A 25119-nucleotide genomic window follows, 5' to 3' on the forward strand; every position below is an offset into this window, starting at 1 on the left:
TGCGCCAGGTCCTCCTCGACGAACTCCCCGCGACACCTTCGGGCCCGCCCGGCCCGCCCGGCCCTCGCGGCCTGTCCACGCCCGCCGACTCCCGCCCGGCCGCCGAATCGGCCGCCGACCTCGCCGCCCGCCACGGCCTGACCGTCAGCGGCGCCCGCCCGACCCTGCCCGCCTACGTACGTCGGCTCTGGCACCGGCGGCACTTCATCACCGCGTTCGCCACGGCCAAGCTGACCGCGCAGTACAGCCAGGCGAAGCTGGGTCAGCTCTGGCAGATCATGACGCCGCTCCTGAACGCGGCCGTGTACTACGTCATCTTCGGCGTGCTGATGAACACCAAGCGCGGGGTGCCGGACTACGTCCCGTTCCTGGTCACCGGCGTGTTCGTGTTCACGTTCACGCAGCAGTCGGTGATGGCGGGCACGCGGGCGATCTCCGGCAGCCTCGGCCTGGTGCGCGCCCTGCACTTCCCGCGCGCCGCGCTCCCCCTGTCGTACTGCCTGCAACAGCTCCAGCAACTGCTGTTCTCCCTGTGCGCGCTGGTGGCGATCCTGCTCGCCTTCGGCGTGCCACCCACCGCGTCCTGGCTGCTCGCGGTCCCCGCGCTCACGCTCCAATTCACGTTCAACGCCGGGCTGGCGCTCGTCATGGCGCGGCTCGGCGCGCAGACCCCGGACATCGCGCAGCTGATGCCGTTCGTGCTGCGGACGTGGATGTACGCGTCCGGGGTGATGTGGAGCATCGACACGGTTCTGAAGGACCGCCACCTGCCGCACGCGCTGACCGTGCTCCTGGAGGCCAACCCGGCCGCCGTCTACATCGACCTGATGCGCTTCGCCCTCATCGACAGCTTCCACGCGAACCGCCTCCCGGACCACGTGTGGGCGTGGGCGACGGGGTGGGCGCTGCTCGCCGGGGTCGGCGGGTTCATCTACTTCTGGAAGGCAGAGGAGACGTACGGACGTGGCTGACACCCTGACGAGGACCGAGCCGCCCGAGGCGAAGACCGCCCCCGCCCCCACCGTGATCGCCGACGCCGTGGACATCGTCTACCGCGTCCACGGCGCGGGCACCGCCACCGGCCGGGGCGCGGCGACCGCCGCCCTGGGCCGCATCCTGCGCCGCCACCGGGACGGGCAGGAGCGCGGCGTACGCACGGTGCACGCCGTCCGCAACGTCTCCTTCACCGCCCGCAGAGGCGAGGCGATCGGCCTGATCGGCACGAACGGCTCGGGCAAGTCCACCCTGCTCAAGGCGGTCGCCGGACTCCTCCCGGTCGAGCGCGGCCGCATCTACACCGATGGCCAGCCCTCCCTCCTCGGCGTCAACGCGGCCCTGATGAACGACCTCACCGGCGAGCGCAACGTCCACCTGGGCGGCCTGGCGATGGGCATGTCCCGCGCCCAGATCCGTGAGCGCTACCGGCAGATCGTCGACTTCTCCGGGATCGACGACAAGGGCGACTTCATCTCCCTGCCGATGCGCACGTACTCCTCCGGCATGGCGGCCCGCCTCCGCTTCGCCATCGGCTCGGCCAAGGACCACGACGTCCTCCTCATCGACGAGGCCCTGGCCACCGGCGACCGCTCCTTTCAGAAGCGCTCCGAGTCCCGCATCCGGGAACTGCGCGAGCGCGCGGGCACGGTCTTCCTGGTCAGCCACAACAACAAGTCCATCCGCGACACCTGCGACCGCGTCCTGTGGCTGGAGCACGGCGAACTGCGCCTGGACGGCCCGACGGCGGAGGTCATGAGGGAGTACGAGCGGTTCACGGGCGGCCGGGCCTGACGCCCCCTGAAACCCCCGCCCCCCCCACCCGCGCCATCAATCCCCCGCCCCCGAACCCCACTCCTCCGCCCCACCCCCACGCCACTCGATCAACGCCGGATCGTCCAGGTCGACGGCGTCCGGATCGAGGCCCGACCGGCGCAGGAACTCCCTGAGATCCCCGGGCCCCAGCGCAAGGCCCACGATCTGCTCGCGGATCGTCACCCGGCGGCCGCCGCTGGGCGACGGCGGGTGGACTATTACGGGCGGATGTTCGGTCATGCCCCCAGCTTCGTGGGTCCCGGCCGACCACGCACCACCCGCCACGCGAACCGTGCCCGCCAGGAAGCACAAGCGCCGGCAGGTGAGCAGACCAACCATGCCCCTTTTGTCGCATCAATACGCAGATCCTTACACTATGGGAGCGTTTAGCGACACAAACGAAAGAAGACCCGCAGGCCCGCAGGGCCGGCGGAGTTCCGCGACCTGGCGGACGGGCGGGCCGCATGAGCACGGGAGAGGCGGGCAGCGTGGTGCCGGAACTGAGCGTCGTCGTGTACGGCCGCAACGTACAGGGGCATCTGCCCGAGGCCCTGGCGGAGCTGACGGGTGCTGGACCCGCGGGGACCGGCCTCGCCGGGACCGGCCCGGTCGGCACGGCGGGCCCCGCCCCCGGCGAAGCGCCAACCACCCCCGCCCCCGTCGTCGAGGTGATCGTCGCCGCCGTGGGCCCCACCGCCCAGGACGCCGCCGCCCGCCACCCCTCCGTCACCGTCGTCCCGCTCCCCGACGGCACCCCGGACAGCACGGCCCGCGCGGCCGGCGCGGCGCGGGCGACGGGCCGCTGGCTGCAGTTCGCGCACAGCAAGGACGGCGTGACGGCGCTGGCGGCCCGCGGCGCCGCCGAACGCGCGGCGGCCCTCCCGGAGACGGTCGACGTCCTCCTCACCGACCATGTCCGCTCCACCTGGCGGTACGCGCGCACGCCGAGCCCGGACGGCAGGTTCCTGGCCAAGCCGGGCCGCCGTGACGTACCGGTCGGGGACTGCCCGGACCTGCTGAAGGTCACGCCGCTCCTCGGGACGAGGATCGTGCGGGCCGACTTCTGGCGGGCGCACGCCGAGCTGTTCGCCACGGACGACGAGCTGTTCGTGGCGTACGCGGCCCTGCTCGCCGCCGACCGCGTGGCGGCGTACGACCAAGTCGCCCTGGAGGACCGGCAGTTGCGCGCGGAGAGCCTGCCGCCGGTCACGCCGGACGACCGCTTCGCGCTCCTGGAGACGTACGAGCGGCTGCTCCGGCTGGCCGCCGAGCGGGCGGCGGGCCCCGGTCCGACCGCTGTGCTGTACGCGGCGATGGTCACCGCGAGCCTGCGGATCATCGCCCGCGCCAAGCTGCCCGAACCGGCAGCCCGGGACTTCTTCCGCCGGGCCTCGCGCGCGGCGGTCGCCCACCGCCCGCCCGGGTACCGCCGCCCCGGCGGCCTGGAGGGGGTGCGGCGCCGCCTCCTGGAGGAGGACGTGTACGCGAAGTACCGCGCGTTCCAGGCGGCCAACCAGCAGCGCCGCAAGGTGCGTTCGACCATCGGCGCGGGCCGCCAGGCCGTCGGCAGGAAGGTCCGGGACGCTCGCTACCACCAGGACCTGCGGCGCCCCGTCGACCCGGACCTGGCCGTGTTCTCCGCGTACTGGGACCGCGGCGTCGCCTGCAACCCCGCCGCGATCGCCGCGAAGCTCGCCGAACTCGCCCCGCACGTCCACCCGGTGTGGATCGTCGGCGCCGAGAACGTACCGCTGCTCCCGCCCGGCACCGACCACGTCGTCCCCGGCACCCGCCGCTACTGGCGCACCCTGGCGACCGCCAAGTACCTGGTGAACAACGCCAACTTCCCCAACGCCGTCGTCAAGCGCCCCGACGCCGTGCACGTCCAGACCCACCACGGCACCCCCCTCAAGCGCATGGGCCTCGACCAGCTCGACTACCCGGCCGCCGCCAAGGGCCTGAACTTCCACGAGCTGCTCGCGCGCGTGGACCGGTGGGACTACAGCGTCTCCTCCAACAGCCACTCCACCCAGATGTGGCAGCGCGCCTACCAGTCCCGGTACGAGGAGCTGGACCACGGCTACCCGCGCAACGACGTCTACTACACGGCCACCGCCGCCGACGTCCGCGCCGTCCGCGAGCGCCTCGGCATCGCCCCGGGCAGCCGCGCCCTCCTCTACGCCCCCACCCACCGCGACTACGAGGCCACCTGGACCCCCCGCCTGGACCTCGCCGCCCTCGCCGAACGCCTCGGCGAGGAAACGGTGCTGCTGGTCCGCGGCCACTACTTCTACGGCGGCGCGGCCTCGCCCCTGACGGGCCTGCGCCGCGCGGGCCGCGTCATCGACGTCTCGTCGTACGACCCGGTGGAGGACCTCGCCCTCGCGGCGGACGCCCTGATCACGGACTACTCCTCCATCATGTTCGACTACGCCAACCTGGACCGCCCGATCGTCATCTACGCCGACGACTGGGAGACGTACGCGAAGACACGCGGCGTCTACTTCGACCTCCTGGCCGAACCACCGGGCCACGTAGCCCGCACCCAGGAGGAGTTGACCCGCCTGCTCACCTCCCCCGCCTGGCGCGACGAGACGGCGGCGAAGGCGCGCGCGGCCTTCCGGCGGCGCTTCTGCGAGTTCGACGACGGGCGGGCGGCGGAGCGCGTCGTACGCCGCGTCTTCCTCGGTGAGAGCCCGACGGAGCTGCCGCCGATCACGCCCCTGGACGAACGGACCCCGGCGCCGACCCCGGAGGAGGCCACCTCATGACCCCCGACAGCACAGCCACCCCCGACGTCACCATCACCGTCATCGTCTACAACGACGCCGAACGCCTCCCCCGCGCGGTGGCATCCCTCCGCCGCCAGACCCACCCGGACATCGAGATCGTCATCAGCGACGACCACTCGACGGACGCGACCCCGCAGGTGGCACGGGAACTGGCGGCGAGCGACGACCGCATCACCTACCTCCGCCTCCCCCGGAACAGCGGCGGCTGCAGCGCGCCCCGCAACCGGGCGATCGACATCGCGCGCGCCCCGTTCCTGATGTTCCTGGACAGCGACGACGAACTCCCGGAGCGGGCGGTCGAGTTGCTCCTGTCCGCCCATGCCGCCACCGAGGTCGACTTCGTGATGGGGGCGGTGGAGCGGGTCCGCGTGGACACCGGCCGCACGTCGACGTGGATGCCGCATCTCGTCGCGGAGCGCCGCACGGTGGCGGGCATCGAGGCCGAACCGGCCCTGTTCTTCGAGCACTTGTCGACCAGCAAGATGTACCGCAAGGCCTTCCTCGACCGGAACAACCTCCGCTTCCCCGAGGGCATCCACTACGAGGACCAGCTCTTCTCGGCCCAGGCGTACTGCCTGGCCAAGGCGTTCACGGTGATCCCCGAGCCGGTCTACCGCTGGTACATAGAGCCCTACGGCGCCGCCGACGCCGCCTCCATCTCCAACCAGCGCCACAAGCTGTCCAACGTCCGCGACCGCGTCCACGTCCAGGGCCTCATCGACACGTTCCTGACGGAGAGCGGCCACGCGGGGGTGCGCGAGGCCAAGGACTACAAGTTCCTCAAGCACGACTTCCGCATGTACGCGGGCGACTTGCCGTTCCGCGACGAGGAGTGGCTGCGCGGCTTCGCGGACATCGTGAACCCGTATCTGGCGGGCCTTGCGCAGGGGGCGTACGAGCGGCTCCCCCGGGCCGAACGTGTCGTTCTGCAACTGGTACGGGACGGGCGGCTCGCGGAAGCACAGGTGGCCGCACGGGGGCTCGGCCATGGGGTGGCGCCCCGCGAGGTGTGCGTGGACGGGGACGGGCGACTGTACTGGGGCGCCCAGGTCCCGGACACGTCATCCGCGCGAAGGGAGCTGACCCTGACAGAACTTGTCCTGGTTGCGCGTCCTTTTCCCAGTGCGCAGTTCCGGCATGAGATCACGCGTATCGACCGGTCGCCGGAGGGAGCGGGCCTCGCCCTCCGCATCCGGACGTACGACCCCGGTCTTCGCCTCCCCGTGGGCCCCCAGGTGGCGAACCTGGTCGTGGCCCCGGGCCGCCGCCGCATGACAACCCGCTTCCGCCTGGACCCGATCCGCCCGGGCGTCTTCGAGGGCCGGGTCACCCTGGACCTGGCCTCGGCCCCCATCCCCCGGGACGGCTTCGAGGGCGTACGCCACCCGCTGATCCAACTCACGGAGGGCCACCTACGCAACAGCGGCCTGCTCCTGGCCCCCCTGTCCTTCCCCCGCCTGCGGGCACACATCCCGTACCGCTCCGGCACGTCCCCCCACGTGGTGACCGCCGAACCGGAGGGCCGAGGCGCGGGCCGCCTCCAACTCCGCTGGACCCCGGTGGGCGTCACGTCCCACGTGGTCCGACCGCTTACCCGTCGCCTGGTGGGCGGCAGGGGCTCCCGCGTCCGGCGCGCAGCCCGCCTGGTGGCAAGCGTGTTCCACTGAGCGAGCCTCCGCCGAGGCCACGGCTCCGACCCCTGACGCCCGTACGACTCCGCCCGAGCCCGTCCGCATCCCCGCACGCCCACCCGATCACCGCCGTCCCCGCCGCACCGCCTTTGCCCACCCACCACCCTCGCCACCCGGTGAACACAGGCGCCACCGGAGCCGACACGCCGTCGCCCTCGCCGCCCCGCCGAATCCCCCCACCCCCCCGCCGTCGAATGGACGCCACCCCGACCTACGCGGTCGCACGGCCAGGTCACTTCTCCCCGACCCCAGGCCTCAACTCTTCATACGCTTCCCGCAGTTCCGCGGCTTCGGGCAGCCCTCGCCCCTCGACCGCCCTCACGATCTCCAACGCCCGCCAGTGGTTCGCGGGCAGCAGCCGCCCGGACGCGATCGCCCGCCGCGCGACATCGCACGCCTCGTCGAGCCGGTCGCAGGACAGCAGCGTCAGCGCGAGGTCGATGTGGGCGGAAACGGCGCGGCGCGGCCAGGACGTCGCGTCGCCGCCGAGGTGGAACTGTGCGATCACCTCGCGCGCGGGCTGCTCCGCCGCCGGGTCGCCCATCCAGGCCAAGGTCGTGGCGGTGTACGACGTGGCCTTCGCGGGGTCGTACTGGTAGTGGTGCTCCGCCCGCGCGCGCAGCACCATCGTGGTGGCGAGCCGCTGGACGCGCTCGATGGCGTCGTACGCCTCCCGCCGCTGTCCGAGACGGGCGCGTGCCCTGCCTTCCTGGGCGGTCGCCTGCAGCTCCGCGGACCCCCCGCGCGGGGCGACGTACTGGGCCGCCTGCGACAGTTCCACCGCGCGTGGATAGTCGCCGGTGGTGAGCGCCCGCCACGCCTCCGTCTCGTACGTCCACGCGTGGATCTCAGGGTGCTCGGCGTGTTGAGCCAGTGAGGCGGCGGTGGTGAGCCGCGCCGCTGCCGCCCGGCTCTGCCTGAGGTCGACGTGCAAGGTCGCGGCGAGCAGCGAGAGCCAGCCGCCCAGGACGATGAGCCGCCGGTGTTCGCTCAGCGTCTTGCGGTCGTCCAGCAGCTTGGTCACGTACGACAGGTGTCGGCGCACATCACTCAACAGCTCGGGCGGCGGTGCCGTCTGATAGCGGACCGCCAGCTCGTCGAACGCCCCCTCCAGCCGGTCGAGCGTCTCCGCGCCGACATCACTGGCCCGCACGCGCCGCGCCAGCTCGACCGCTTCCAGGTCGTCGCCGGATTCCGCGCCCGCATCGCCCGCTGCCGCCGGCCCGGTGATGCTCGCCGCCAGCAGCGCCCCACCGGCTCCCGTCAGCCGGTCCAGGCCACGCCTCAGGTTTTCGGAGGGCCGCTGCTTCCCCTTCAGGACGCGGGACAGATACGCCACGTCGTAGTTGAGCGTACGCGCGGCCTGGCGCATGGAGATGCCCTGGTCCGCCAGGGCATCGCGGGCACGGGTGGCGAAGTCGGTCACGGGGCACTCCGGACAGTTGTCGACCGTTGACTCTGAGTCTAGTCAACGGCCGGTCCACTGGGCGGGGTTGCGGCCGATGGCGAAGCATCGTCAGCGCAAACCGTCACCCGGTGCCGCCTCCGGCCCGGGGCCCCCGGCCAGACTGGAGCACCGCATGCCCGAACCCGTCCCCGCGCCCGGAACCCCGAGCAACACACCCCCCGCCCCCGGAATGACCCTCCGCGTCTACACCGTGAGCCGCGACGGCACCGTCACCCAAGACACCGGCACCCGCCGCATCACCCCGAACAGCCCTCCCCCGCCCGTGAGTTCACGGCCACCCCTGTGCGTGTGCTCGCGCTGTCTGGGGCGCCCCGCGACCCCGCTCAGGTAGTGGCGGGCTGGGCCGTGGGGCGCCGGGTGGTCGCCTGTTCCAGGGCGAGTTCCCGGGCCACGGACATGTCGCTGAACGGGAGCAGCCGCTCGCGGACGGTCTGGTGCGGCTCACTGCCCTTGCCCGCGATGAGGACCGTGTCCTGAGGGCCCGCCGCCGACAGGGCGAAGGCGATCGCCTCGCGGCGGTCGGCGAGGCGGTCGAAGGGGGTGCCGGTCACGGCGAGGCCGGGCACGATCTGGTCGAGGATGGTCTCCGGGTCCTCGTCGCGAGGGTTGTCGGAGGTGAGGACGCACAGGTCGGAGTGGGTCCCGGCGATCCTGCCCATGTCGGCCCGCTTCGTGGTGTCCCGGTCGCCGCCGCAGCCGAAGACGGTGATCACCCGGCCGCGTGTGTAGCCGCGGATGGTGGTCAGGACCTGGTCCAGGGAGTCGGGGGAATGGGCGTAGTCCACGATCACGGAGGTGCCGTCGGGGGTCTCGAAGCGTTCGAACCGGCCGGGTACGGGCGGCAGGTGGGCGAGTGCGGCGACGAGGGCGTCCAGATCGTGTCCCAGGACGTGGCAGGAGGCCAGCGCGGCAAGGGCGTTGGCCACCGCGTACCGGCCGGGGAACGGTATCGACGCCGGATGCGCGCGCCCACCGTGCCGGAGCGTGAACCGCGTACCGGCGGCGCTCACGACGAGGCCGGTGGCCCGGTAGTCCGCCGGTACGTCGTCGAGTGCGTACGTGGTCACCGCACCCGGCATCATCGCCCCGATCCCCGCGCCCACGGGGTCGTCCGCGTTGACCACCGCGTGCCGGCACAGGCCCTGGAAGAGCCGGAGCTTGGCGTCCCGGTAGTCGGCCATCGTCCCGTGGTCGTCCAGGTGGTCCTGCGTCAGATTGGTGAACACCCCGACGTCGATGAACGTCCGGTCCACCCGGTGGGTCAGCAGAGCCATCGAGGTGGCTTCCAGGACCACGCTGCCGGTCGCACGATCCCGCATGTGTCCCAGCAGGTACTGCAGGTCGGGCGACTCCGGAGTGGTGAGCACCGAGGGCGGCATGGGGATCAGCTCGTCACCGATCCGGCTGCCGGCCGTCCCGATGACTCCGACCTTCGCCCCCGCGGACATCCGCAGGAGGGCTTCGACCATGTACGAGACCGACGTCTTGCCGTTGGTGCCGGTGATCGCCACCATGTCCATCCACCGGCCCGGCTCGCCGACGTACCGCGAGGCCACGACCGCGGCCGCCCGTCGGGTGTCCGGCACCCGCACGGTGCACCTGCCCGCGGACCCCGACGTCTCCGGAAGCGCCGCATCCGCGCCTTCGACGATCACAGCGGCGGCGCCCCGCGCGAACGCGGCCGCCACGGAGCCGGGCCCGCCCTCCCGGTGTCCGGGCACGGCGATGAAGACGGAACCGGGCGTGACCCGGTCGACGTCGAAGGTCGCACCCGCCGTGACCTCGGTCCTGCCCGGGTCACCCTCAAGTACCTGATGTTCCTGTCCGGCCAGCAGCTCGCTCAGCTTCACAGTGATCCCTTCGAGGTGGCCCGGCCCGGTCGTGCGGCGGAGCCAGGTGGCAGTACCGGCGGAGGCCGGCAGGCTGGTGTGGCGGCGTGGAGCGGGAAGGGGGATCGCCCGGCGGGGAGGGGCGAAGCGGCTCTCGGCCACGGGAGATCCCGGAGATCCCCGAGATCCCGGAGATTCCGGGGGTCCCGGGAGGAGGCGCGGCGCGCGGTATTAAGAAGCGGCGCGCCAGTGCGGGGAGCCGGTGCGGCGAACCGGTGCGCGGAGCGCTAACCGTGCCCGTGGAGGGCGCGTGCGATACGCCGGATCTGATGCGTCTCGACGTCCCCGGCGTCGACAACCCGGTCGACGACGACTGGGCGCAGTGCTGAGGCCGCCCTGTGCGGGCACTGCCTCAGAGAACCCGTGCGACCCATGAGCCCGAGTGTACGGCCGTGCCAGGGGACGGCCGCACAGCTCACCCCAGCACGCGGTACAGCACCTGCCCCCGCGGCCCCGTCCCCACCTTCCGCAGCGCGGGGTCGTCCGCCCGCAGCCCCCCGTCCCCGGGGTACGCCACGACCCACCGCACCCGGTACCGCCGCAGCACCTCCACCCGCTCGGCCCGGGGCGTACCCGGCGCAAAGTACCGGCGTACGGCGTCCTCGCGGGCGGCTTCGTCCGGGAGGAAGAAGTCGGGGTAGCCGGGGGCCACGGTGTACGCCCCGTACGCCGGGAGCTGCCGGGCGGGGAACGTCTTCGCCATGACCACGTCCCCATACCGCACCCACGGAGTGATCCACCGGTAACCGGGCCACGGCGCCCGGTACTTCCCGGCGACCGCCGACGGCAGCGCGCCCTGGGGCAGGACGTAGCCGAGCGTCCCGGCCTGCGTCCACGCGCCGACGGCGAGGGCCCCGGCGAGGACCCCGGCGAACACCTGCCGGGCACGGACACGGGCACGGACACGAGCACGGGCCCGGTCCCCGCACGCCACCTCCGCGGCCTCCACAGCGGCGGCGACCTGCGCGGGCAGCAGCGCCGCGGGCAGCACCCTCCCCCACGAGTAGTGGCCGGTCAGGCCGCCCGCCGCGAACACGAGCACGCCCAGCGCGAAGAACAGCACCAGTGGATCCCGCCGGTCCCGCCGGAAGCGCAGGGCCAGCGCGGCCACGCCCACGAGGGCCAGGCCGAAGCGACCCGGCAGGTTCCGGTACAGCGCGCGGTGGATCCGCTCCAGGTCGCCGCCCGCGCCGAAGAGGTCGAAGAAGGAGTAGTACGGCCAGCCGGCGAGGACCACGAGGCCGAGGGCGAAACCCGCGGCCAGCCGCAGCAGCACCGGGCGCGACGGAAACGGCCGTGCGCCGAGCAGCATCGCCGCCGCGCCCAGCGAGGCGACGACACCCGTGAACTGGTGAGTGAGCAGCACGACGGCCCACAGCACCCCGAGACCGGGGAACACCAGCCACCCGGAGCCCGCCCGCAGGGCCTTCCGCAGCCACGCCCACAGGTGGAAGGACAGGCCGAGCGCGAACGTACTCGGGTACGACACCGTCAGGGCAAGGGAGTTGAGCCCGAGGAAGCCGCTCCACTCGAACAGCACCGGGCCCCACAGGAACAGCACGCACAGCACGGCCAGGGGCGGGGCGGCCCGGCGTTCCGTCAGCGTGCGGACGAAGTGCCAGACCCCGGAGAGCAGGAGCGCGAGGCCGATGACGGCCGCGCCGCGCAGCACCCCGAAGGTGCCCGCCCCCGTCGCCTTGGCGAGGCAGCCGAGGAGGACGGTCCACGGCGAGTAGTAGGGGCTGGGTACGTCGGCGTCGACCAGGGGGTCGCCGGGGTGGACCGGGTCGTGGCGGAGGCGTTCGATCGTCGCCGCGTGCATGCCCAGGTCACCGACCCAGGGAAGGCGGACCACGACGGCGAGGAGAAGGGCGGCGACGGCGCCCGTCACCGCCCGGAGCCCCCACGTCCAGCGGGCCTCGCCCCGGCTAGGGCCGCCGGGCGTCATGGTGGGCCCGGTCCTTGAACACCCAGGTCCGGTACACCAGGAAGCGGAACGCGGACGCCAGCACGATGGACTGCGCCTTCGCGATGTTCGAGCCGAGCGGCCCGCTGAGGCCCGCTCCGTGGTACGCGGCGTAGAACAGCAGGCTCTCCATCACGACGCCGATGCCGCTGAAGACGAAGAACAGGGCGATCTGCCGCTTGGTGCGCGAGGCGCGGTCCCGGTACGCGTAGAAGCGGAAGCCGAGGTAGTTGGTGCCCATGGCGACGCAGCTCGCCAGGACCGTGGCGGTCATCGGGGCCCGGCCCAGGCCGTGCAGGAGGAGGTTGAAGACGACGAGGTTGACGGCCACTCCGCTGCCGCCGACGACGCCGAACCGGACGACCTCAAGGAAGAGGCGGCGCAGCCGGGCGAGGGGAACGCGGGGCGCGGCGGGTGCCGGAGCGGCGACGGTCCCGGCCGGCGCCTCGTGCAGCGTGCTGGTCATACGGACGGCCCCGGACCCGACTCGGGCCGATCACCCTGTACGCCACGGGCCCCACGGGCAAGCCGCAGCTTCCACGGCATCACCACCGACTCCAGCTGCACCATCAGGTTCATCTTCGACTCACCGACCGTCCGATCCTCGAAGTGGATCGGCACCTCCATCACGTCGAAGCCGTACCGCACCGCGCGGTACTTCATCTCGACCTGGAAGCTGTAGCCCGCGCTGTCGACGGACCCGAGGTCGACCGCGCGGACCGCGTCGGCCCGCCACAGGTTGAAGCCGCCGGTGATGTCCCGGACGCGGGTGCCGAGGATCGTGCCCGCGTACGCGTTGGCCCAGCGGGACAGCAGCTTGCGGTGGGCGCCCCAGGCGTCGGAGAGCGTGCCGCCCTGGACGTACCGGCTGCCGACCACGACCCCCGCGTCCGTGGCGAGCGCGACGCCGAGCAGTTCGGCGGCCTTCTCCACGGGGTGGCTGCCGTCGGCGTCCATCTGCAGGACGTAGTGCGCGCCGTCCTCGACGGCCTTGGCCATCCCGGCCGCGTAGGCCCGGCCCAGGCCGTCCTTCGCGGTGCGGTGCAGCACGTGCATGCGGCGGCGGCCGTCCGTCTCCGCGTGTCGCCGCGCGCACTTCTCGGCGAGGTCGCCGGTGCCGTCGGGGCTGGAGTCGTCGACGACGAGCAGGCTGAGGCCCGGCAGCGGCAGGGCGAGCAGCGCGTCGGCCATGCCGGGCAGGTTGCCCGCCTCGTTGTACGTCGGCATCACGACGGTCAGCGGTGTGGCGGCCCACTCCTCGGGCAGCCGTCCGGCGCCGAGCACCCGGACCGCGCGCTCCGCCGCGTCCAACGGACTTGCTTCTGTCATCGGCTTACCCTGCTCCCTCCGGGATCCATCCGTCAGACAATCTCATCTACCGTAGCCCAAATGCCGGAATTAACGGCATATGGCATCGCTCGTCACCCGTTCCGCAGACGGCGGGCGCCCACCGTCGCGCCCGAAAGCACCCCGAAGGCACCCCGAGCACCTAGAAAAACGCGACGGGGGCGCCCCGCACCACACGGTGCGGAGCGCCCCCGGCAACGTACGACCTACGAATGCGTGCGCAGCAGCGTCCGCATCGTCCGCATGGCCACCGACAGGTTCGCCAGGTCGAAGGCGTCGGAGCCCTGGATCTCCTCCAGGGTGGTCCGGGCCCGGCCCAGGATCGCCGCGTTCTTCTCCTCCCACGCCTTGAACCGCTGCTCGGGCGTGGCCGTGCCGTTGCCGACGGCCAGGACGTCGGCCGTCAGCGCGGAGTGGGCCGCGTACAGGTCCTCGCGGATGGAGGCGCGCGCCATGGACTGCCAGCGGTCGGCCCGCGGCAGTTCGATGATCCGGTCCATGAGCTGGGTGATCCGGAGCCGGTCGGCGAGGTCGTAGTAGACCTCGGCGACGGCCAGCGGGTCCTTGCCCATGCGGTCGGCGACAGCCACGATGTCGAGCGACGGGAAGGCCGAGGAGAACCCGGCGACCCGCTGCGCCAGCTCGTCGGGGACGCCCGCCCCGGCCAGCTCCTCGCGGATGTTCTCGTACCACTCCAGGTCGGAGCCGCGCATCAGCTTGGGCAGCTCGGTCCACACCTGGTCGACACCGGCCCGGAAGAACTCGACGGTCTCGGCGAGCTGCAGCGGCTGCGGCCGGTTGTTGAGCAGCCAGCGCGTGCCGCGCTCGACGAGGCGGCGGCAGTGCAGCCGCACCCGCGTCTGCACATCGGCGGCGACCTCGTTGTCGAGGGCCTCGACGGCGTCCCAGACCTCGCCGAGCCCGAAGATCTCGCGCGCGCAGAGCTGGGCGCGCACGATCTCCTCGAGCGAAGCGCCGGTCTCCTCGCGGAGGCGGTGCAGGAAGGTCGAGCCACCGCTGTTGACGGTGTCGTTGACCATGACGGTGGTGATGATCTCGCGGCGCAGCGCGTGCGCGTCGACCTGGTCGGCGAACTTCTCGCGCAGCGCCTTCGGGAAGTACGCGTGCAGCAGCCGCCGCAGGTAGTCGTCGTCGGGCAGCGTCGTGTGGATCAGCTCGTCCGCGGCGACGATCTTCGTGTACGCGAGGAGTACGGCGAGCTCGGGCTGCGAGAGGCCGCGGCCGGAGCTGAGCAGCTCCCGGATCTGCCGGTCGGCGGGCAGGAACTCCAGGCCCCGGTCGAGCTGGCCCTCCCGGCCCAGGCGCCGCATGAAGCGCTGGTGGGCGTGGAGCAGCGAGGGCGACTCGAAGACGGAGTTGGCGAGCGCGGTGTTCTGCGCGTAGTTGTTGCGGAGCACCAACTGGCCGACCTCGTCGGTCATTTCGGCGAGCAGCTTGTTGCGCTGCTTGACCGTCATGTCCCCGGCCTGCACCACGGCGTTCAGCAGGATCTTGATGTTCACCTCGTGGTCGGAGGTGTCCACGCCCGCGCTGTTGTCGATGGCGTCGGTGTTGATGCGGCCACCGGCGCGCGCGAACTCGATCCGGCCGAGCTGGGTCAGGCCCAGGTTGCCGCCCTCGCCGACGACCTTCACGCGCAGGTCGGCGCCGTCGACGCGGATCGCGTCGTTGGCCTTGTCGCCGACGTCCGCGTGCGACTCGGTGGACGCCTTCACGTACGTGCCGATGCCGCCGTTCCACAGCAGGTCCACCGGCGCCTTGAGGATGGCCTGCATCAGCTCGGCCGGGGTCATCTTGGCGCCGCCGGTCTCGATGCCGAGGGCCTGGCGGATGTGCGCGTTGAGCTGGATCGCCTTGGCCGAGCGGGGGAAGATCCCGCCGCCCGCGGAGAGCAGCTCCTTGTTGTAGTCGGCCCAGCTGGAGCGGGGCAGTTCGAACAGGCGGCGGCGCTCGGCGTAGGAGGTGGCCGCGTCCGGGTTGGGGTCGATGAAGATGTGCCGGTGGTCGAAGGCGGCGACCAGGCGGATGTGCTCGGAGAGCAGCATGCCGTTGCCGAACACGTCACCGGACATGTCGCCGACGCCGACCGCGGTGAAGTCCTCGGTCTGGGTGTCGTGGCCCAGCTCGCGGAAGTGCCGCTTGACCGACTCCCAGGCGCCGCGGGCGGTGATGCCCATGCCCTTGTGGTCGTAGCCCGCGGAGCCGCCGGAGGCGAAGGCGTCCCCGAGCCAGAAGTTGTACGACTCGGCGACCGCGTTGGCGATGTCGGAGAACGTCGCCGTGCCCTTGTCGGCCGCGACCACCAGGTAGGTGTCGTCCTCGTCGTGCCGGACCACGTCGGCCGGGGGCACGACCTCGCCCGCGACCAGGTTGTCGGTGATGTCGAGCAGCGCCGAGATGAACGTCTTGTAGCAGGCGACGCCCTCCGCCAGCCACGCGTCGCGGTCCACGGACGGGTCGGGGAGCTGCTTGGCGACGAAGCCGCCCTTCGCGCCGACCGGCACGATGACGGTGTTCTTCACCATCTGCGCCTTCACCAGGCCGAGGATCTCCGTACGGAAGTCCTCACGCCGGTCGGACCAGCGCAGACCGCCGCGCGCGACCTTGCCGAAGCGCAGGTGCACGCCCTCGACGCGCGGCGAGTACACCCAGATCTCGTACGCGGGGCGCGGCTCGGGCAGGTCGGGGATGGCCTGCGGGTCCAGCTTCATGGAGACGTACGAGTGCGGCTTGCCGCCGCCCGCCTCCTGACCCCTCTTGTCGCTTCCCTCGCTTGCGCTCTGGAAGAAGTTGGTGCGCAGCGTCGCCTTGATGACGGTGAGGAAGGAGCGCAGGATGCGGTCCTCGTCGAGCGACGCGACCTGGTCGAGCGCGCCGTCGAGCTCTTCGAGCAGGCCGTCGGTCAGCTCGGTGCCCGCGCGCTGGCGGTCCGGGGACATCCGGGCCTCGAAGAGCGAGACGAGCAGCCGGGTGGTGTGGACGTTGTTGAGGAGGGTGTCCTCCATGTAGTCCTGGCTGAACGTGGAGCCCGCCTGGCGCAGGTACTTGGCGTACGCCCGCAGGACCATCGCCTGGCGCCAGTTCAGCCCGGCCCGCAGGACCAGGGAGTTGAAGCCGTCGACCTCGGCCTCGCCGGTCCAGGCGGCGGCGAAGGCCTCCTGGAAGCGGCCCCGGCCGTCGTCGCCCAGGTAGTCGCCGTTGCCGTTCTGCGCCTTCGGCATGCGCAGGCCGAAGTCGTAGATCCAGGCGCTGGTGCGGTCGGAGCAGCGCAGCTCGTACGGCCGCTCGTCGGTGACCTCGACGCCGAGACGCTGCAGCACGGGCAGCACGGCCGACAGCGAGATCTGGGCGCCGGAGCGGTAGATCTTGAAGCGGCGCTCGTCGGGCGCCGCGCCCACCGGCTCGTACAGGCTGAGCGCGAAGTCCTGCTGGCTCTGCTGGGAGAGCCGCTCCAGGTGGACGAGGTCGGCGACGGCGGCGCGCGGGGTGTGGTCGGCCTTGTAGCCCTCGGGGAAGGCGTTGGCGTACCGGCGCAGCAGTTCCGCGGCGCGCTCCTCGCCGAGCTCGGCGGTCAGTGCCTCGCCGAAGCCGTCGGCCCAGGAGCGGGCGGCCTCGACCAGACGCGCCTCGATGCGCTCGACGTCGGCGTCGGAGAGGTCGGGCACCTCGCCGCCCTTGGGCACGCGGACGACGAAGTGGATGCGGGAGAGGATCGACTCGGTGTTCCAGGCCGTGAAGTCGACGCTGGCGCCGTTCAGCTCTTCCTTGAGGATGTCGATGATCCGCAGCCGCACCCCGGTGGTGTAGCGGTCGCGGGGCAGGTAGACGAGCGCGGAGTAGTAACGGCCGTACTCGTCCTTGCGCAGGTACAGGCGCAGGCGGCGGCGCTCCTGGAGGTACAGCACGGACGTGACGATGGCCCGCAGCTCGTCGGCCGGGGTCTGGAACAGCTCGTCGCGCGGGTACGTCTCCAGGATCTGCAGCAGGTCCCGGCCGTCGTGGCTGTTGGGCGTGAAGCCCGCGCCCTTGAGGACCTCCTCGACCTTGCGGCGGATGACCGGCACGCGGCGCACCGACTCGGTGTACGCGGCCGAGGAGAACAGGCCGAGGAAGCGGCGCTCGCCGACGACGTTGCCGTGCTCGTCGAACTTCTTCACGCCGACGTAGTCGAGGTAGCTGGGCCGGTGCACCGTGGAGCGGCTGTTGGCCTTCGTCAGGACCAGGAGCTTGTGCTCGCGGGCCTTGGCGCGGGCGTCGGCCGGCAGGCGGTTGAAGGACGGGCTGACCGGGTGGTGGTCGTCGTCCTCGCTGTGGTGCGGGTCGGCGCGCAGGATGCCGAGGCCGGTGCCGGGGACGGCGGCGAGGGAGTCCTCGTCCGTCAGGTCGTACTCGCGGTAGCCGAGGAACGTGAAGTGGTCGGCGGACAGCCAGCGCAGCAGCTCGCGGGCCTCCTCGACCTCCTGGTCGCGCACGTCGTCGGCGGTCGGCTCGGTCGGCAGCTCGTCGGCGATGCGCAGCGCGGCGTCCCGCATCTTGTCCCAGTCCTCGACCGTCTCGCGGACGTCGGACAGGATGCGCAGCAGATCGGCGGTGATCTGCTTCAGGTCGGCTCGGTCGGTCTCACGGTCGATCTCGACGTGGATCCAGGACTCGGTGACGGCGTCGTGCGGGCGCTCGGCGCCGACGTTCTGGCCCTCGGGGAGTACTTCGAGGAGCTTGCCGGTGAGGTCGCGGCGGACCACCACCTGCGGGTGGATGACGACGTGGATGCCGCGTCCCTGCCGGGACAGCTCGTTGGTGACGGAGTCCACCAGGAACGGCATGTCGTCGGTCACGACCTCGACGACGGAGTGGCTGCAGGTCCAGCCGTTCTCCTCGACGGTCGGGGTGTGCACCCGGACGTTGGCGGTGCCCTGGGGGCGGGTCTCGGCCAGTCGGTAATGGGAGTAGGCGGCGCCGAAGACGTCGACCGGGTCGCGGTCGCTCAGGTCCTCGGGAGCGGTGTGCAGGTAGTAGCGCTGGAGGAACGCGAGCACCTTCGAGGGGTCCGCCGGGTCGGCCTGGTCCGCCGCGGCGGCCTTGCCGGTCTTGCCGCCCTTGCGGGCGCCCGGGGCGGACCCGCCGGTGTCGGGGCTCCCGCCCGTGGACCCGGTCGGTGCTCCCGTTGGCAGGCGCCCCCCGACCGGGCTGTTCTCAGCTACCCGGGCGGCCCGCGCGAGCAGCTCGGCCTTGGCTTCGTCCAGCTTGGTCTGCATTGTCCTCTGACTCCTGTCGCGCGCCGTTGCGTGACGTAGAAGGAAGTGATGTGACATGACGCCGCGACACGGGGTCTCCGGTCGAGGTCGACGTTATGCCGCGATGAGCGCTGAGCGAGCGGAAATCCGCCATTTCTGGCGAAGTCATTGGCCGGCCCAGGTGTCTGCGATGTCCGCGACGTCCGCTCTGGGAAGAGTCGTCAGCGAGGCGCCCGGCACGGTTCGTGTACACCGTGGTCTCCGGGCGCGGGGCGGAGGCGCCGTCGCCTCCGCGGGATATCGCGCTGATCACGGGACAAGGCTATCGCCCCGCACCCGGAAGTCGTCATGAGCCGTATGTGTACAAAACCAGGGGGTCAACTTTGACAGTCTGCACAGTCGCATCTCGCGCATCGTGTGCCGAACCGGCCACGGGGGCGGGGCGGACGCGTGGTGGACGTGCGGCAGGCGGGCGGGGACGGGCGGTCGGACACGGTCGGCACCCGCCGGGCAAGGGGTCGGCACGCGCCGGGCACGCGGTCGGCACGCGCCGGGCGCGCTGCGGGCCGGTCGGGGGCGCGCCCGCGCCAATCCGGGCGCCCTCTTGGCAAACGCGGCGAAGCGATGCACGTTGAGCGTGACGGACCACACAGCGAGCCCGACGGACCATACAGCGCGCGACCTGACCCTGGCGACACCAGCGACCCCGGGAGCGAACAGCGATGGCAGCCAAGATCCTCATAGTCACCGGTGACGCGGCTGAGTCACTGGAGGTCCTCTACCCCTACCAGCGGCTGCGCGAGGAGGGCTACGACGTCCACATCGCGGCCCCCGCCCGCAAGAAGCTCCAGTTCGTGGTGCACGACTTCGAGCCGGGCTTCGACACGTACACGGAGAAGCCGGGCTACACCTGGCCCGCCGACCTGGCCTTCGCCGAGGTCGACCCCGGTCAGTACGTCGCCCTGGTCATCCCCGGCGGCCGCGCCCCCGAGTACCTCCGCGGCGACCCCGAGCTGCGCAAGATCCTCAAGTCCTTCTTCGACGCGGACAAGCCCGTCGCCCAGATCTGCCACGGCCCTCTCCTCACCGCGGCCGTGGGCGCCCTGGCGGGCCGCCGCGTCACGGCCTACCCGGCCCTGGAAATCGACATGCAGACGGCCGGCGCGACATACCAGGACGCGGAGGCGGTGGTGGACGGCACGCTGGTCTCATCGAGGGCTTGGCCGGACCACTCACGCTGGATGCGAGAGTTCCTCACGGTGCTGAGGGCCAAGGCTCCGGTGACCTAGCCACCCCTCCCCTCCGGCCGCCCCGCCCGCCGGTCTCCGCTGCGGGCAGCCGGGGGCGCCGTGCCTGCCGGTCCCCCCGGCGGGCAGCTGGGCCGCCAGGGGCGGCACGGGTGGGCACAGCCCGGGTCCGGCGCCAGCTGTCACGACCGCGGCTCCCCGGCCGACCCAGGGCGCCGAGCCGCCCACCCTCAGGCGACCAGCCGCTCCGCGGTCTCCACCGCCTCATCAAGGCTGTCGACAACGGGCACCCCAGCCACCTCAAGGCTGGCCCGACTGTGCGACCCCCCGGTGTACAGCACGGCCCGCGCCCCCACATGCAGCGCGGCAACGGCGTCGTCCACGGCGTCCCCGATCACGACGACCCGCCCGGCCTCGACCTCCCCCAACTCCCCCAGATGCCGAACCATCCGCTCGGCCTTCCCGGCATGGGAGGAATCCGTACGCCCATCGATCCGCACGAACCGCTCAGCGATCCCGTGCCGCCGCACCAACGGCACCAAGTGCTCATGCGGAGCAAGCGACAACAACGACTGCGTACGCCCAGAGGCCTGCCGCGAGGCGAGCAACTCGGCTGCCCCCTCGGCCAGCCCGCAGGCGTCCACCCGGGCCCCGTAGTGCTTGTGGAACACCGCGTCCATCACAAGCCACTCGTCCTCGCTGGGCAGCCGCCCCATGAGCCGCTTGTAGAACAGCGGCACCGGCACGCAGTACAGCTCCCGATACCGCTCCAGCGTGATCGGCTCGAGCCCGATCTCCAGGAACGACGCGTTCGTCGCGCCGATCACGGCATCGATGTCGTACAGAAGGGTCCCGTTCCAGTCCCAAACGATGTGCGCCCCGCGCTGTAGCTTCCCCATGCCAAAAACCGTACCCGCCCCCACCGACAGCCCGACCGGCCCGAGCCCCGCCCGGGGCGCGACACCTGGGCGCGGCGCCGTCCACGCGGGCCGCCCACCTCGGGCTACGCCTCCGGCCGCACCAGATTCGGGATCTCCTGCGTGGCGAACCAGAGCAGCTCATGGTCCTCGGCCCCGTCGACGACGAACTGCGCGTCATCGTCCCCCTGGTCCGCGGCGCCCAACGCGTCCGCAGCGGCGACGACGTCGGCCTCGGCGTCCCCGCCGTCCACATGCACCGCGGCCGCCTTGGCCAACGGCAGCGCGGCCGTGATCCGCACCTCGCCGAGCGCACCCCGGTCGAGCCCGCGGTCGGGGTCGACGACCGCCGCGCCGTCCGGCACGTCCGCCGCGAGGACGACCCGCCGCCGCGCGGTCCCCGGCTCCCCGGCGAGCAGCCGCAGGGAGTGCAGCGCCGCCCGGTTCAGGGCCGCGTACTCCAGCTCCTCAAGGTCGTCCGAGACGTACCACTCGCGCAGCGCGGGCGTCACGGCGTACGCGGTCAGCGGCCCGGGACCCAGCTCACCGGCCTCGTGCGCCTGCGCGAGACGGGGCAGTGTCAGGGGAACGTACACGCGCATGGCTGGCCGCTTTCGTAGTCGCGAAGGCTCCCGGGAGGGGCCTCCAGGACTCCCGGGACGGGCCCCCAGGATACGTGCGGGCGTCCCCCTTCGAGCTGCCGCCCGACCCCCCGGCCGCGTCCACCCTGAGCCACGCCCTCACCCGCCCGGCCCCGGCGAACACGGGCTCCGCACCACCCCCGCTCACCCAGATGAGTGAACCACTCCGGGCCCCGCGGACCCCCTCGCCGACCGTTGCGGCACCCGCCCCGGCCCCCGTACAAGATCCCCAGCACAAGTTACCCCCCGGTACTCACCGGCGGACCCACCGAACACCCCACCCCGAGCCCCGGACGGAGCCCGCACCATGCCCGAGCCCGCAACCACCTCCCCCGCCCGCCCCGCCCCCGCCCCCGCTCCCGGCCCCCGAACAGCCACCCGGCCCCACACGCCCCCGGCCCCCATGCCCAAGGTCATGACGAGGCCCCGCCGCCGCCCGGGCGGCCCACGCCCACCGGGCACCCGCCCCCCGGCCACCCGCCCGCCGGGCAGCCGCCCACCCGGCACCCACCCGCCGGGCCGTCACGACACCCGCGTCCCCGAGCCGCGCCGCCCGCGCCAGCCGCTCACGCCGGTCCAGCCGCCCCCGCACCCCACGGAGCTGTTCACCGAGCGCCTCATGCTGGTCCTCAGCGGTCAGCGCCCCCTGCACTGGGTGGCCCGTCACATCGCCCACACCGCGTACGACGACCTGGCCCGCCTCGCCGAACGCCGCCCCCTGGGCACGGTCGGCGGTCACCGCCCGGCCGTGCACCGGGTCGGGCACTACGAGGTGCGCCCCGGGGTCTTCGAGGTCTTCGCGCGCGTGGGCGCGGGCACGGCGTTACGCGCCCTCGCGTTCCGCCTGCACCGGGGCGACGACCAGCGCTGGCGCTGCACGGCGGTGGAGGTGGCCGGACCGCCCCTCCACCGCGGCTGACCACCAGCAGACTGATCGCCGACGGGCTGATCGCCGACAGGCCGACCGCCGACAACGCGAAGGGCCGGACACCACCCGGTGTCCGGCCCTCGCACAAACCCTGCCTACGCCCTGCGCGGCAGCGCTACTTCTTGCGGCGCCGTCCGCCCTTCTGGGCCTTGCGGCGCTCCGCGCGGGTCAGGCCGTCGCCGGACGCCGTCGTGCTGCCGGACGGCTGGTCGGAGGTCGCGAAGTCGCCCTCGTCGACACCGCCCTCGGCGTTCGGCGCCTGGAAGTGCAGGCGGTCGGGGCGCTGCGGGGCGTCGAGGCCCTTGGCGCGGATCTCCGGGCGGGCACCGGCCGGGACCGCGTCCTGGGCGCCGTCCTTGGAGAGCGACGGCGTGGCGTCCGACACCGGGACCTCCTCGACCTGCTGCTCGACCTGGACCTCCAGGTTGAACAGATAGCCGACGGACTCCTCCTTGATGCCGTCCATCATGGCGTTGAACATGTCGAAGCCCTCGCGCTGGTACTCGACCAGGGGGTCCTTCTGCGCCATGGCGCGCAGGCCGATGCCCTCCTGGAGGTAGTCCATCTCGTAGAGGTGCTCGCGCCACTTGCGGTCCAGGACGGACAGCACGACGCGGCGCTCCAGCTCGCGCATGATGTCGGAGCCGAGCTGCGCCTCACGGGACTCGTACTGCGCGTGGACGTCGTCCTTGATGGCCTCGGAGATGAACTCGGCGGTCAGACCGGCACGGTCGCCGACCTCGTCCTCCAGCTCCTCGACGGTGACCTTCACCGGGTAGAGCTGCTTGAAGGCGCTCCACAGGCGGTCGAGGTCCCACTCCTCGGCGAAGCCCTCGGCGGCCTCCGCGGTGACGTAGGCGTCGATGGTGTCGTCCATGAAGTGCACGATCTGCTCGTGCAGGTCCTCGCCCTTCAGGACCCGACGGCGCTCTCCGTAGATGACCTCGCGCTGGCGGTTGAGGACCTCGTCGTACTTGAGGACGTTCTTGCGGGTCTCGAAGTTCTGCTGCTCGACCTGGGACTGCGCGGAGGCGATGGCGCGGGTGACCATCTTGTTCTCGATCGGCACGTCGTCGGGGACGTTGGCCATCGACATCACGCGCTCGACCATCTGGGCCTTGAACAGGCGCATCAGGTCGTCACCGAGGGACAGGTAGAAGCGGGACTCGCCGGGGTCGCCCTGACGGCCGGAGCGGCCGCGCAGCTGGTTGTCGATGCGGCGCGACTCGTGCCGCTCGGTGCCGAGGACGTACAGCCCGCCGAGGTCCTTGACCTCTTGGAACTCGGCCTGCACGGAGCGCTCGGCCTTCTCCAGGGCGGCGGGCAGCGCCGCGGCCCACTCCTCGACGTGCTCGACCGGGTCGAGGCCGCGCTGGCGCAGCTCCGCCTCGGCGAGGTCGTCGGGGTTGCCGCCGAGCTTGATGTCGGTGCCTCGTCCGGCCATGTTCGTGGCGACGGTGACGGCGCCCTTGCGGCCGGCCTGGGCGACGATCGTCGCCTCCCGGTCGTGCTGCTTGGCGTTCAGGACCTCGTGCTGGACGCCGCGCTTGGAGAGCTGCTGCGAGAGGTACTCCGACTTCTCGACGGAGGTGGTGCCGACCAGGATCGGCTGGCCCTTCTCGTGCTTCTCCGCGATGTCGTCGACGACGGCGGCGAACTTGGCGACCTCGGTGCGGTAGATCAGGTCGGACTGGTCGGCGCGGACCATGGGCCGGTTCGTCGGGATCGGCACGACGCCCAGCTTGTAGATCTGGTGGAACTCGGCGGCCTCGGTCATGGCCGTACCGGTCATGCCGCAGAGGCCGGGGGTTTCCTTGCCCTCGTGGTCGTGGCGCTTGTAGAGGCGGAAGAAGTTCTGCAGGGTGATGGTCGCCAGGGTCTGGTTCTCATCCTTGATGTCCACCCCTTCCTTCGCCTCGATCGCCTGGTGCATGCCCTCGTTGTAGCGGCGGCCGGCGAGGATACGGCCGGTGTGCTCGTCGACGATCATGACTTCGCCGTCGATGACGACGTAGTCCTTGTCGTTCTTGAAGAGTTCCTTGGCCTTGATGGCGTTGTTCAGGTAACCCACGAGCGGGGTGTTCACCGACTCGTAGAGGTTGTCGATGCCGAGCCAGTCCTCGACCTTGGCGACGCCGGACTCGTGGATGCCGACGGTGCGCTTCTTCTCGTCGACCTCGTAGTCCCCGGTCTCCTCGATGCCCTTGAGGGGCTCGCCGGGCTTGCCCTTGGTGAGGCGGGTGACCAGCTTGGCGAAGTCGCCGTACCACTTGGTGGCCTGGTCGGCGGGGCCGGAGATGATCAGCGGCGTACGCGCCTCGTCGACGAGGATCGAGTCGACCTCGTCCACGATCGCGAAGTTGTGGCCGCGCTGGACCAGTTCCTCCTGGGACCACGCCATGTTGTCGCGGAGGTAGTCGAAGCCGAACTCGTTGTTCGTGCCGTACGTGATGTCGCAGTTGTACATCTCGCGGCGCTCGGCGGGCGGCATGTTCGCGAGGATGCAGCCGACGCTCAGGCCGAGGAACTTGTGGACGCGACCCATCATCTCGGAGTCGCGCTCGGCCAAGTAGTCATTGACCGTGATCAGGTGCACGCCCTTGCCCGAGAGTGCGTTCAGATACGCGGGCAGGGTGCCGACCAGCGTCTTGCCCTCACCGGTCTTCATCTCCGCGACATAGCCGAGGTGCAGGGCCGCGCCGCCCATCATCTGCACGTCGTAGTGCCGCTGGCCGAGGACGCGCTTGGCGGCCTCGCGGACCGTGGCGAAGGCTTCCGGCAGGAGGTCGTCGAGGGTTTCGCCGTCGGCGTACCGCTCCTTGTACTCCGCGGTCAACGCGCGCAGCTCGGCGTCGGAGAGGGCGGTGAAGTCCTCTTCGATGGAGTTGACCTGGTCCGCGATGCGGTGCAGCTTGCGCAGGATCTTGCCTTCGCCTGCACGCATGATCTTCGAGAGGACGGACACGGGGGTTGGTCTCCTTGCCGGTCGGGCGCTGGCACGGTCGGTTTTACTCGTCGGGCAACGGCCATCGTATGCGAGGACCCGGCCGTGCCGGGAGGTCTGCCATGACGTCAACGGCCGGGCACCCGCGAAGGTGCCGCTCCCGACCCCCGAATCCTCCCTCACCCCACCCCCGACTCCTCCCCCACGGCACCTCCGGTACACCCC

General features: G+C 71.8%; 16 protein-coding genes. 6 read left to right on the top strand and 10 right to left on the bottom strand.

Annotated elements, in window-relative coordinates:
- Nucleotides 1-71: 71 nt before the first annotated feature.
- A complete protein-coding gene (locus tag IE274_RS03700) occupies nucleotides 72-971 on the top strand; it encodes an ABC transporter permease (protein ID WP_190114145.1) in 900 nt (299 codons plus the stop codon).
- The gene (locus tag IE274_RS03705; RefSeq protein WP_229909133.1) at nucleotides 964-1788 is read left to right on the top strand and encodes an ABC transporter ATP-binding protein; all 825 of its coding nucleotides are present in this window, start codon (nucleotides 964-966) and stop codon (nucleotides 1786-1788) included. Before IE274_RS03700 ends, IE274_RS03705 begins: the two co-directional genes overlap by 8 nt.
- A gap of 36 nt (nucleotides 1789-1824) precedes the next feature.
- Here IE274_RS03705 and IE274_RS03710 read toward each other — a convergent pair whose 3' ends face one another.
- Nucleotides 1825-2049, bottom strand: coding sequence for a hypothetical protein (locus IE274_RS03710; protein ID WP_190114026.1), 225 nt, complete (start codon nucleotides 2047-2049; stop codon nucleotides 1825-1827).
- Nucleotides 2050-2300: 251 nt separating this feature from the next.
- Between IE274_RS03710 and IE274_RS03715 the strand changes: the two genes are divergently transcribed.
- Nucleotides 2301-4580 carry a CDP-glycerol glycerophosphotransferase family protein gene (locus IE274_RS03715; RefSeq protein WP_190114147.1) on the top strand — a complete coding sequence of 760 codons (2280 nt, stop codon included), beginning with the start codon at nucleotides 2301-2303 and terminating at the stop codon, nucleotides 4578-4580.
- Nucleotides 4577-6268 (top strand): glycosyltransferase family 2 protein, encoded by a 1692-nt coding sequence (locus IE274_RS03720; protein ID WP_190114027.1) that lies wholly within the window; start codon nucleotides 4577-4579, stop codon nucleotides 6266-6268. The genes IE274_RS03715 and IE274_RS03720 overlap by 4 nt, the downstream gene beginning before the upstream one ends.
- Nucleotides 6269-6524: 256 nt before the next feature.
- Here IE274_RS03720 and IE274_RS03725 read toward each other — a convergent pair whose 3' ends face one another.
- From IE274_RS03725 to IE274_RS03750, 6 genes are all read right to left on the bottom strand, one after another.
- Nucleotides 6525-7718: a helix-turn-helix domain-containing protein gene (locus tag IE274_RS03725; protein WP_190114028.1), complete on the bottom strand. Its 1194-nt coding sequence runs from the start codon at nucleotides 7716-7718 to the stop codon at nucleotides 6525-6527.
- A gap of 365 nt (nucleotides 7719-8083) precedes the next feature.
- On the bottom strand, nucleotides 8084-9610 hold the full coding sequence (locus tag IE274_RS03730) for a UDP-N-acetylmuramoyl-L-alanyl-D-glutamate--2,6-diaminopimelate ligase (protein WP_190114029.1): 1527 nt from the start codon (nucleotides 9608-9610) through the stop codon (nucleotides 8084-8086).
- Nucleotides 9611-10064: 454 nt separating this feature from the next.
- On the bottom strand, nucleotides 10065-11597 hold the full coding sequence (locus tag IE274_RS03735) for a putative glycosyltransferase family protein (protein ID WP_229909137.1): 1533 nt from the start codon (nucleotides 11595-11597) through the stop codon (nucleotides 10065-10067).
- The gene (locus IE274_RS03740) at nucleotides 11578-12081 is read right to left on the bottom strand and encodes a GtrA family protein (RefSeq protein WP_190114030.1); all 504 of its coding nucleotides are present in this window, start codon (nucleotides 12079-12081) and stop codon (nucleotides 11578-11580) included. The genes IE274_RS03735 and IE274_RS03740 overlap by 20 nt, the downstream gene beginning before the upstream one ends.
- Nucleotides 12078-12944 (bottom strand): polyprenol monophosphomannose synthase, encoded by an 867-nt coding sequence (locus IE274_RS03745; RefSeq protein ID WP_190114031.1) that lies wholly within the window; start codon nucleotides 12942-12944, stop codon nucleotides 12078-12080. The genes IE274_RS03740 and IE274_RS03745 overlap by 4 nt, the downstream gene beginning before the upstream one ends.
- A 224-nt stretch (nucleotides 12945-13168) precedes the next feature.
- Nucleotides 13169-18238: an NAD-glutamate dehydrogenase gene (locus IE274_RS03750; RefSeq protein WP_190114032.1), complete on the bottom strand. Its 5070-nt coding sequence runs from the start codon at nucleotides 18236-18238 to the stop codon at nucleotides 13169-13171.
- A gap of 701 nt (nucleotides 18239-18939) precedes the next feature.
- Here IE274_RS03750 and IE274_RS03755 point away from each other — a divergent pair.
- Entirely contained in the window at nucleotides 18940-19506 is a 567-nt protein-coding gene (locus IE274_RS03755) for a DJ-1/PfpI family protein (protein WP_190114033.1), read from the top strand.
- Nucleotides 19507-19694: 188 nt separating this feature from the next.
- On the opposite strand, the gene IE274_RS03760 is transcribed toward IE274_RS03755, so the two are convergent.
- Both IE274_RS03760 and IE274_RS03765 read right to left on the bottom strand, forming a co-directional pair.
- The gene (locus tag IE274_RS03760; RefSeq protein WP_190114034.1) at nucleotides 19695-20363 is read right to left on the bottom strand and encodes an HAD family hydrolase; all 669 of its coding nucleotides are present in this window, start codon (nucleotides 20361-20363) and stop codon (nucleotides 19695-19697) included.
- Nucleotides 20364-20467: 104 nt separating this feature from the next.
- On the bottom strand, nucleotides 20468-20983 hold the full coding sequence (locus tag IE274_RS03765) for a DUF6912 family protein (protein ID WP_190114035.1): 516 nt from the start codon (nucleotides 20981-20983) through the stop codon (nucleotides 20468-20470).
- A 346-nt stretch (nucleotides 20984-21329) separates the two neighbouring features.
- Here IE274_RS03765 and IE274_RS39255 point away from each other — a divergent pair, with 346 nt between their 5' ends.
- Complete coding sequence (locus IE274_RS39255) at nucleotides 21330-21941, top strand: Rv3235 family protein (protein ID WP_229909139.1); 612 nt, start codon at nucleotides 21330-21332, stop codon at nucleotides 21939-21941.
- Nucleotides 21942-22065: 124 nt separating this feature from the next.
- Here the strand turns inward: IE274_RS39255 and secA are convergent, their stop codons facing one another.
- Entirely contained in the window at nucleotides 22066-24915 is a 2850-nt protein-coding gene (gene secA, locus IE274_RS03775; RefSeq protein WP_190114036.1) for a preprotein translocase subunit SecA, read from the bottom strand.
- Nucleotides 24916-25119 lie beyond the last annotated feature (204 nt).

It is taken from the genome of Streptomyces flavofungini (assembly GCF_014650815.1).
In the GTDB taxonomy this organism is placed as follows: Bacteria; Actinomycetota; Actinomycetes; order Streptomycetales; family Streptomycetaceae; genus Streptomyces; species Streptomyces flavofungini.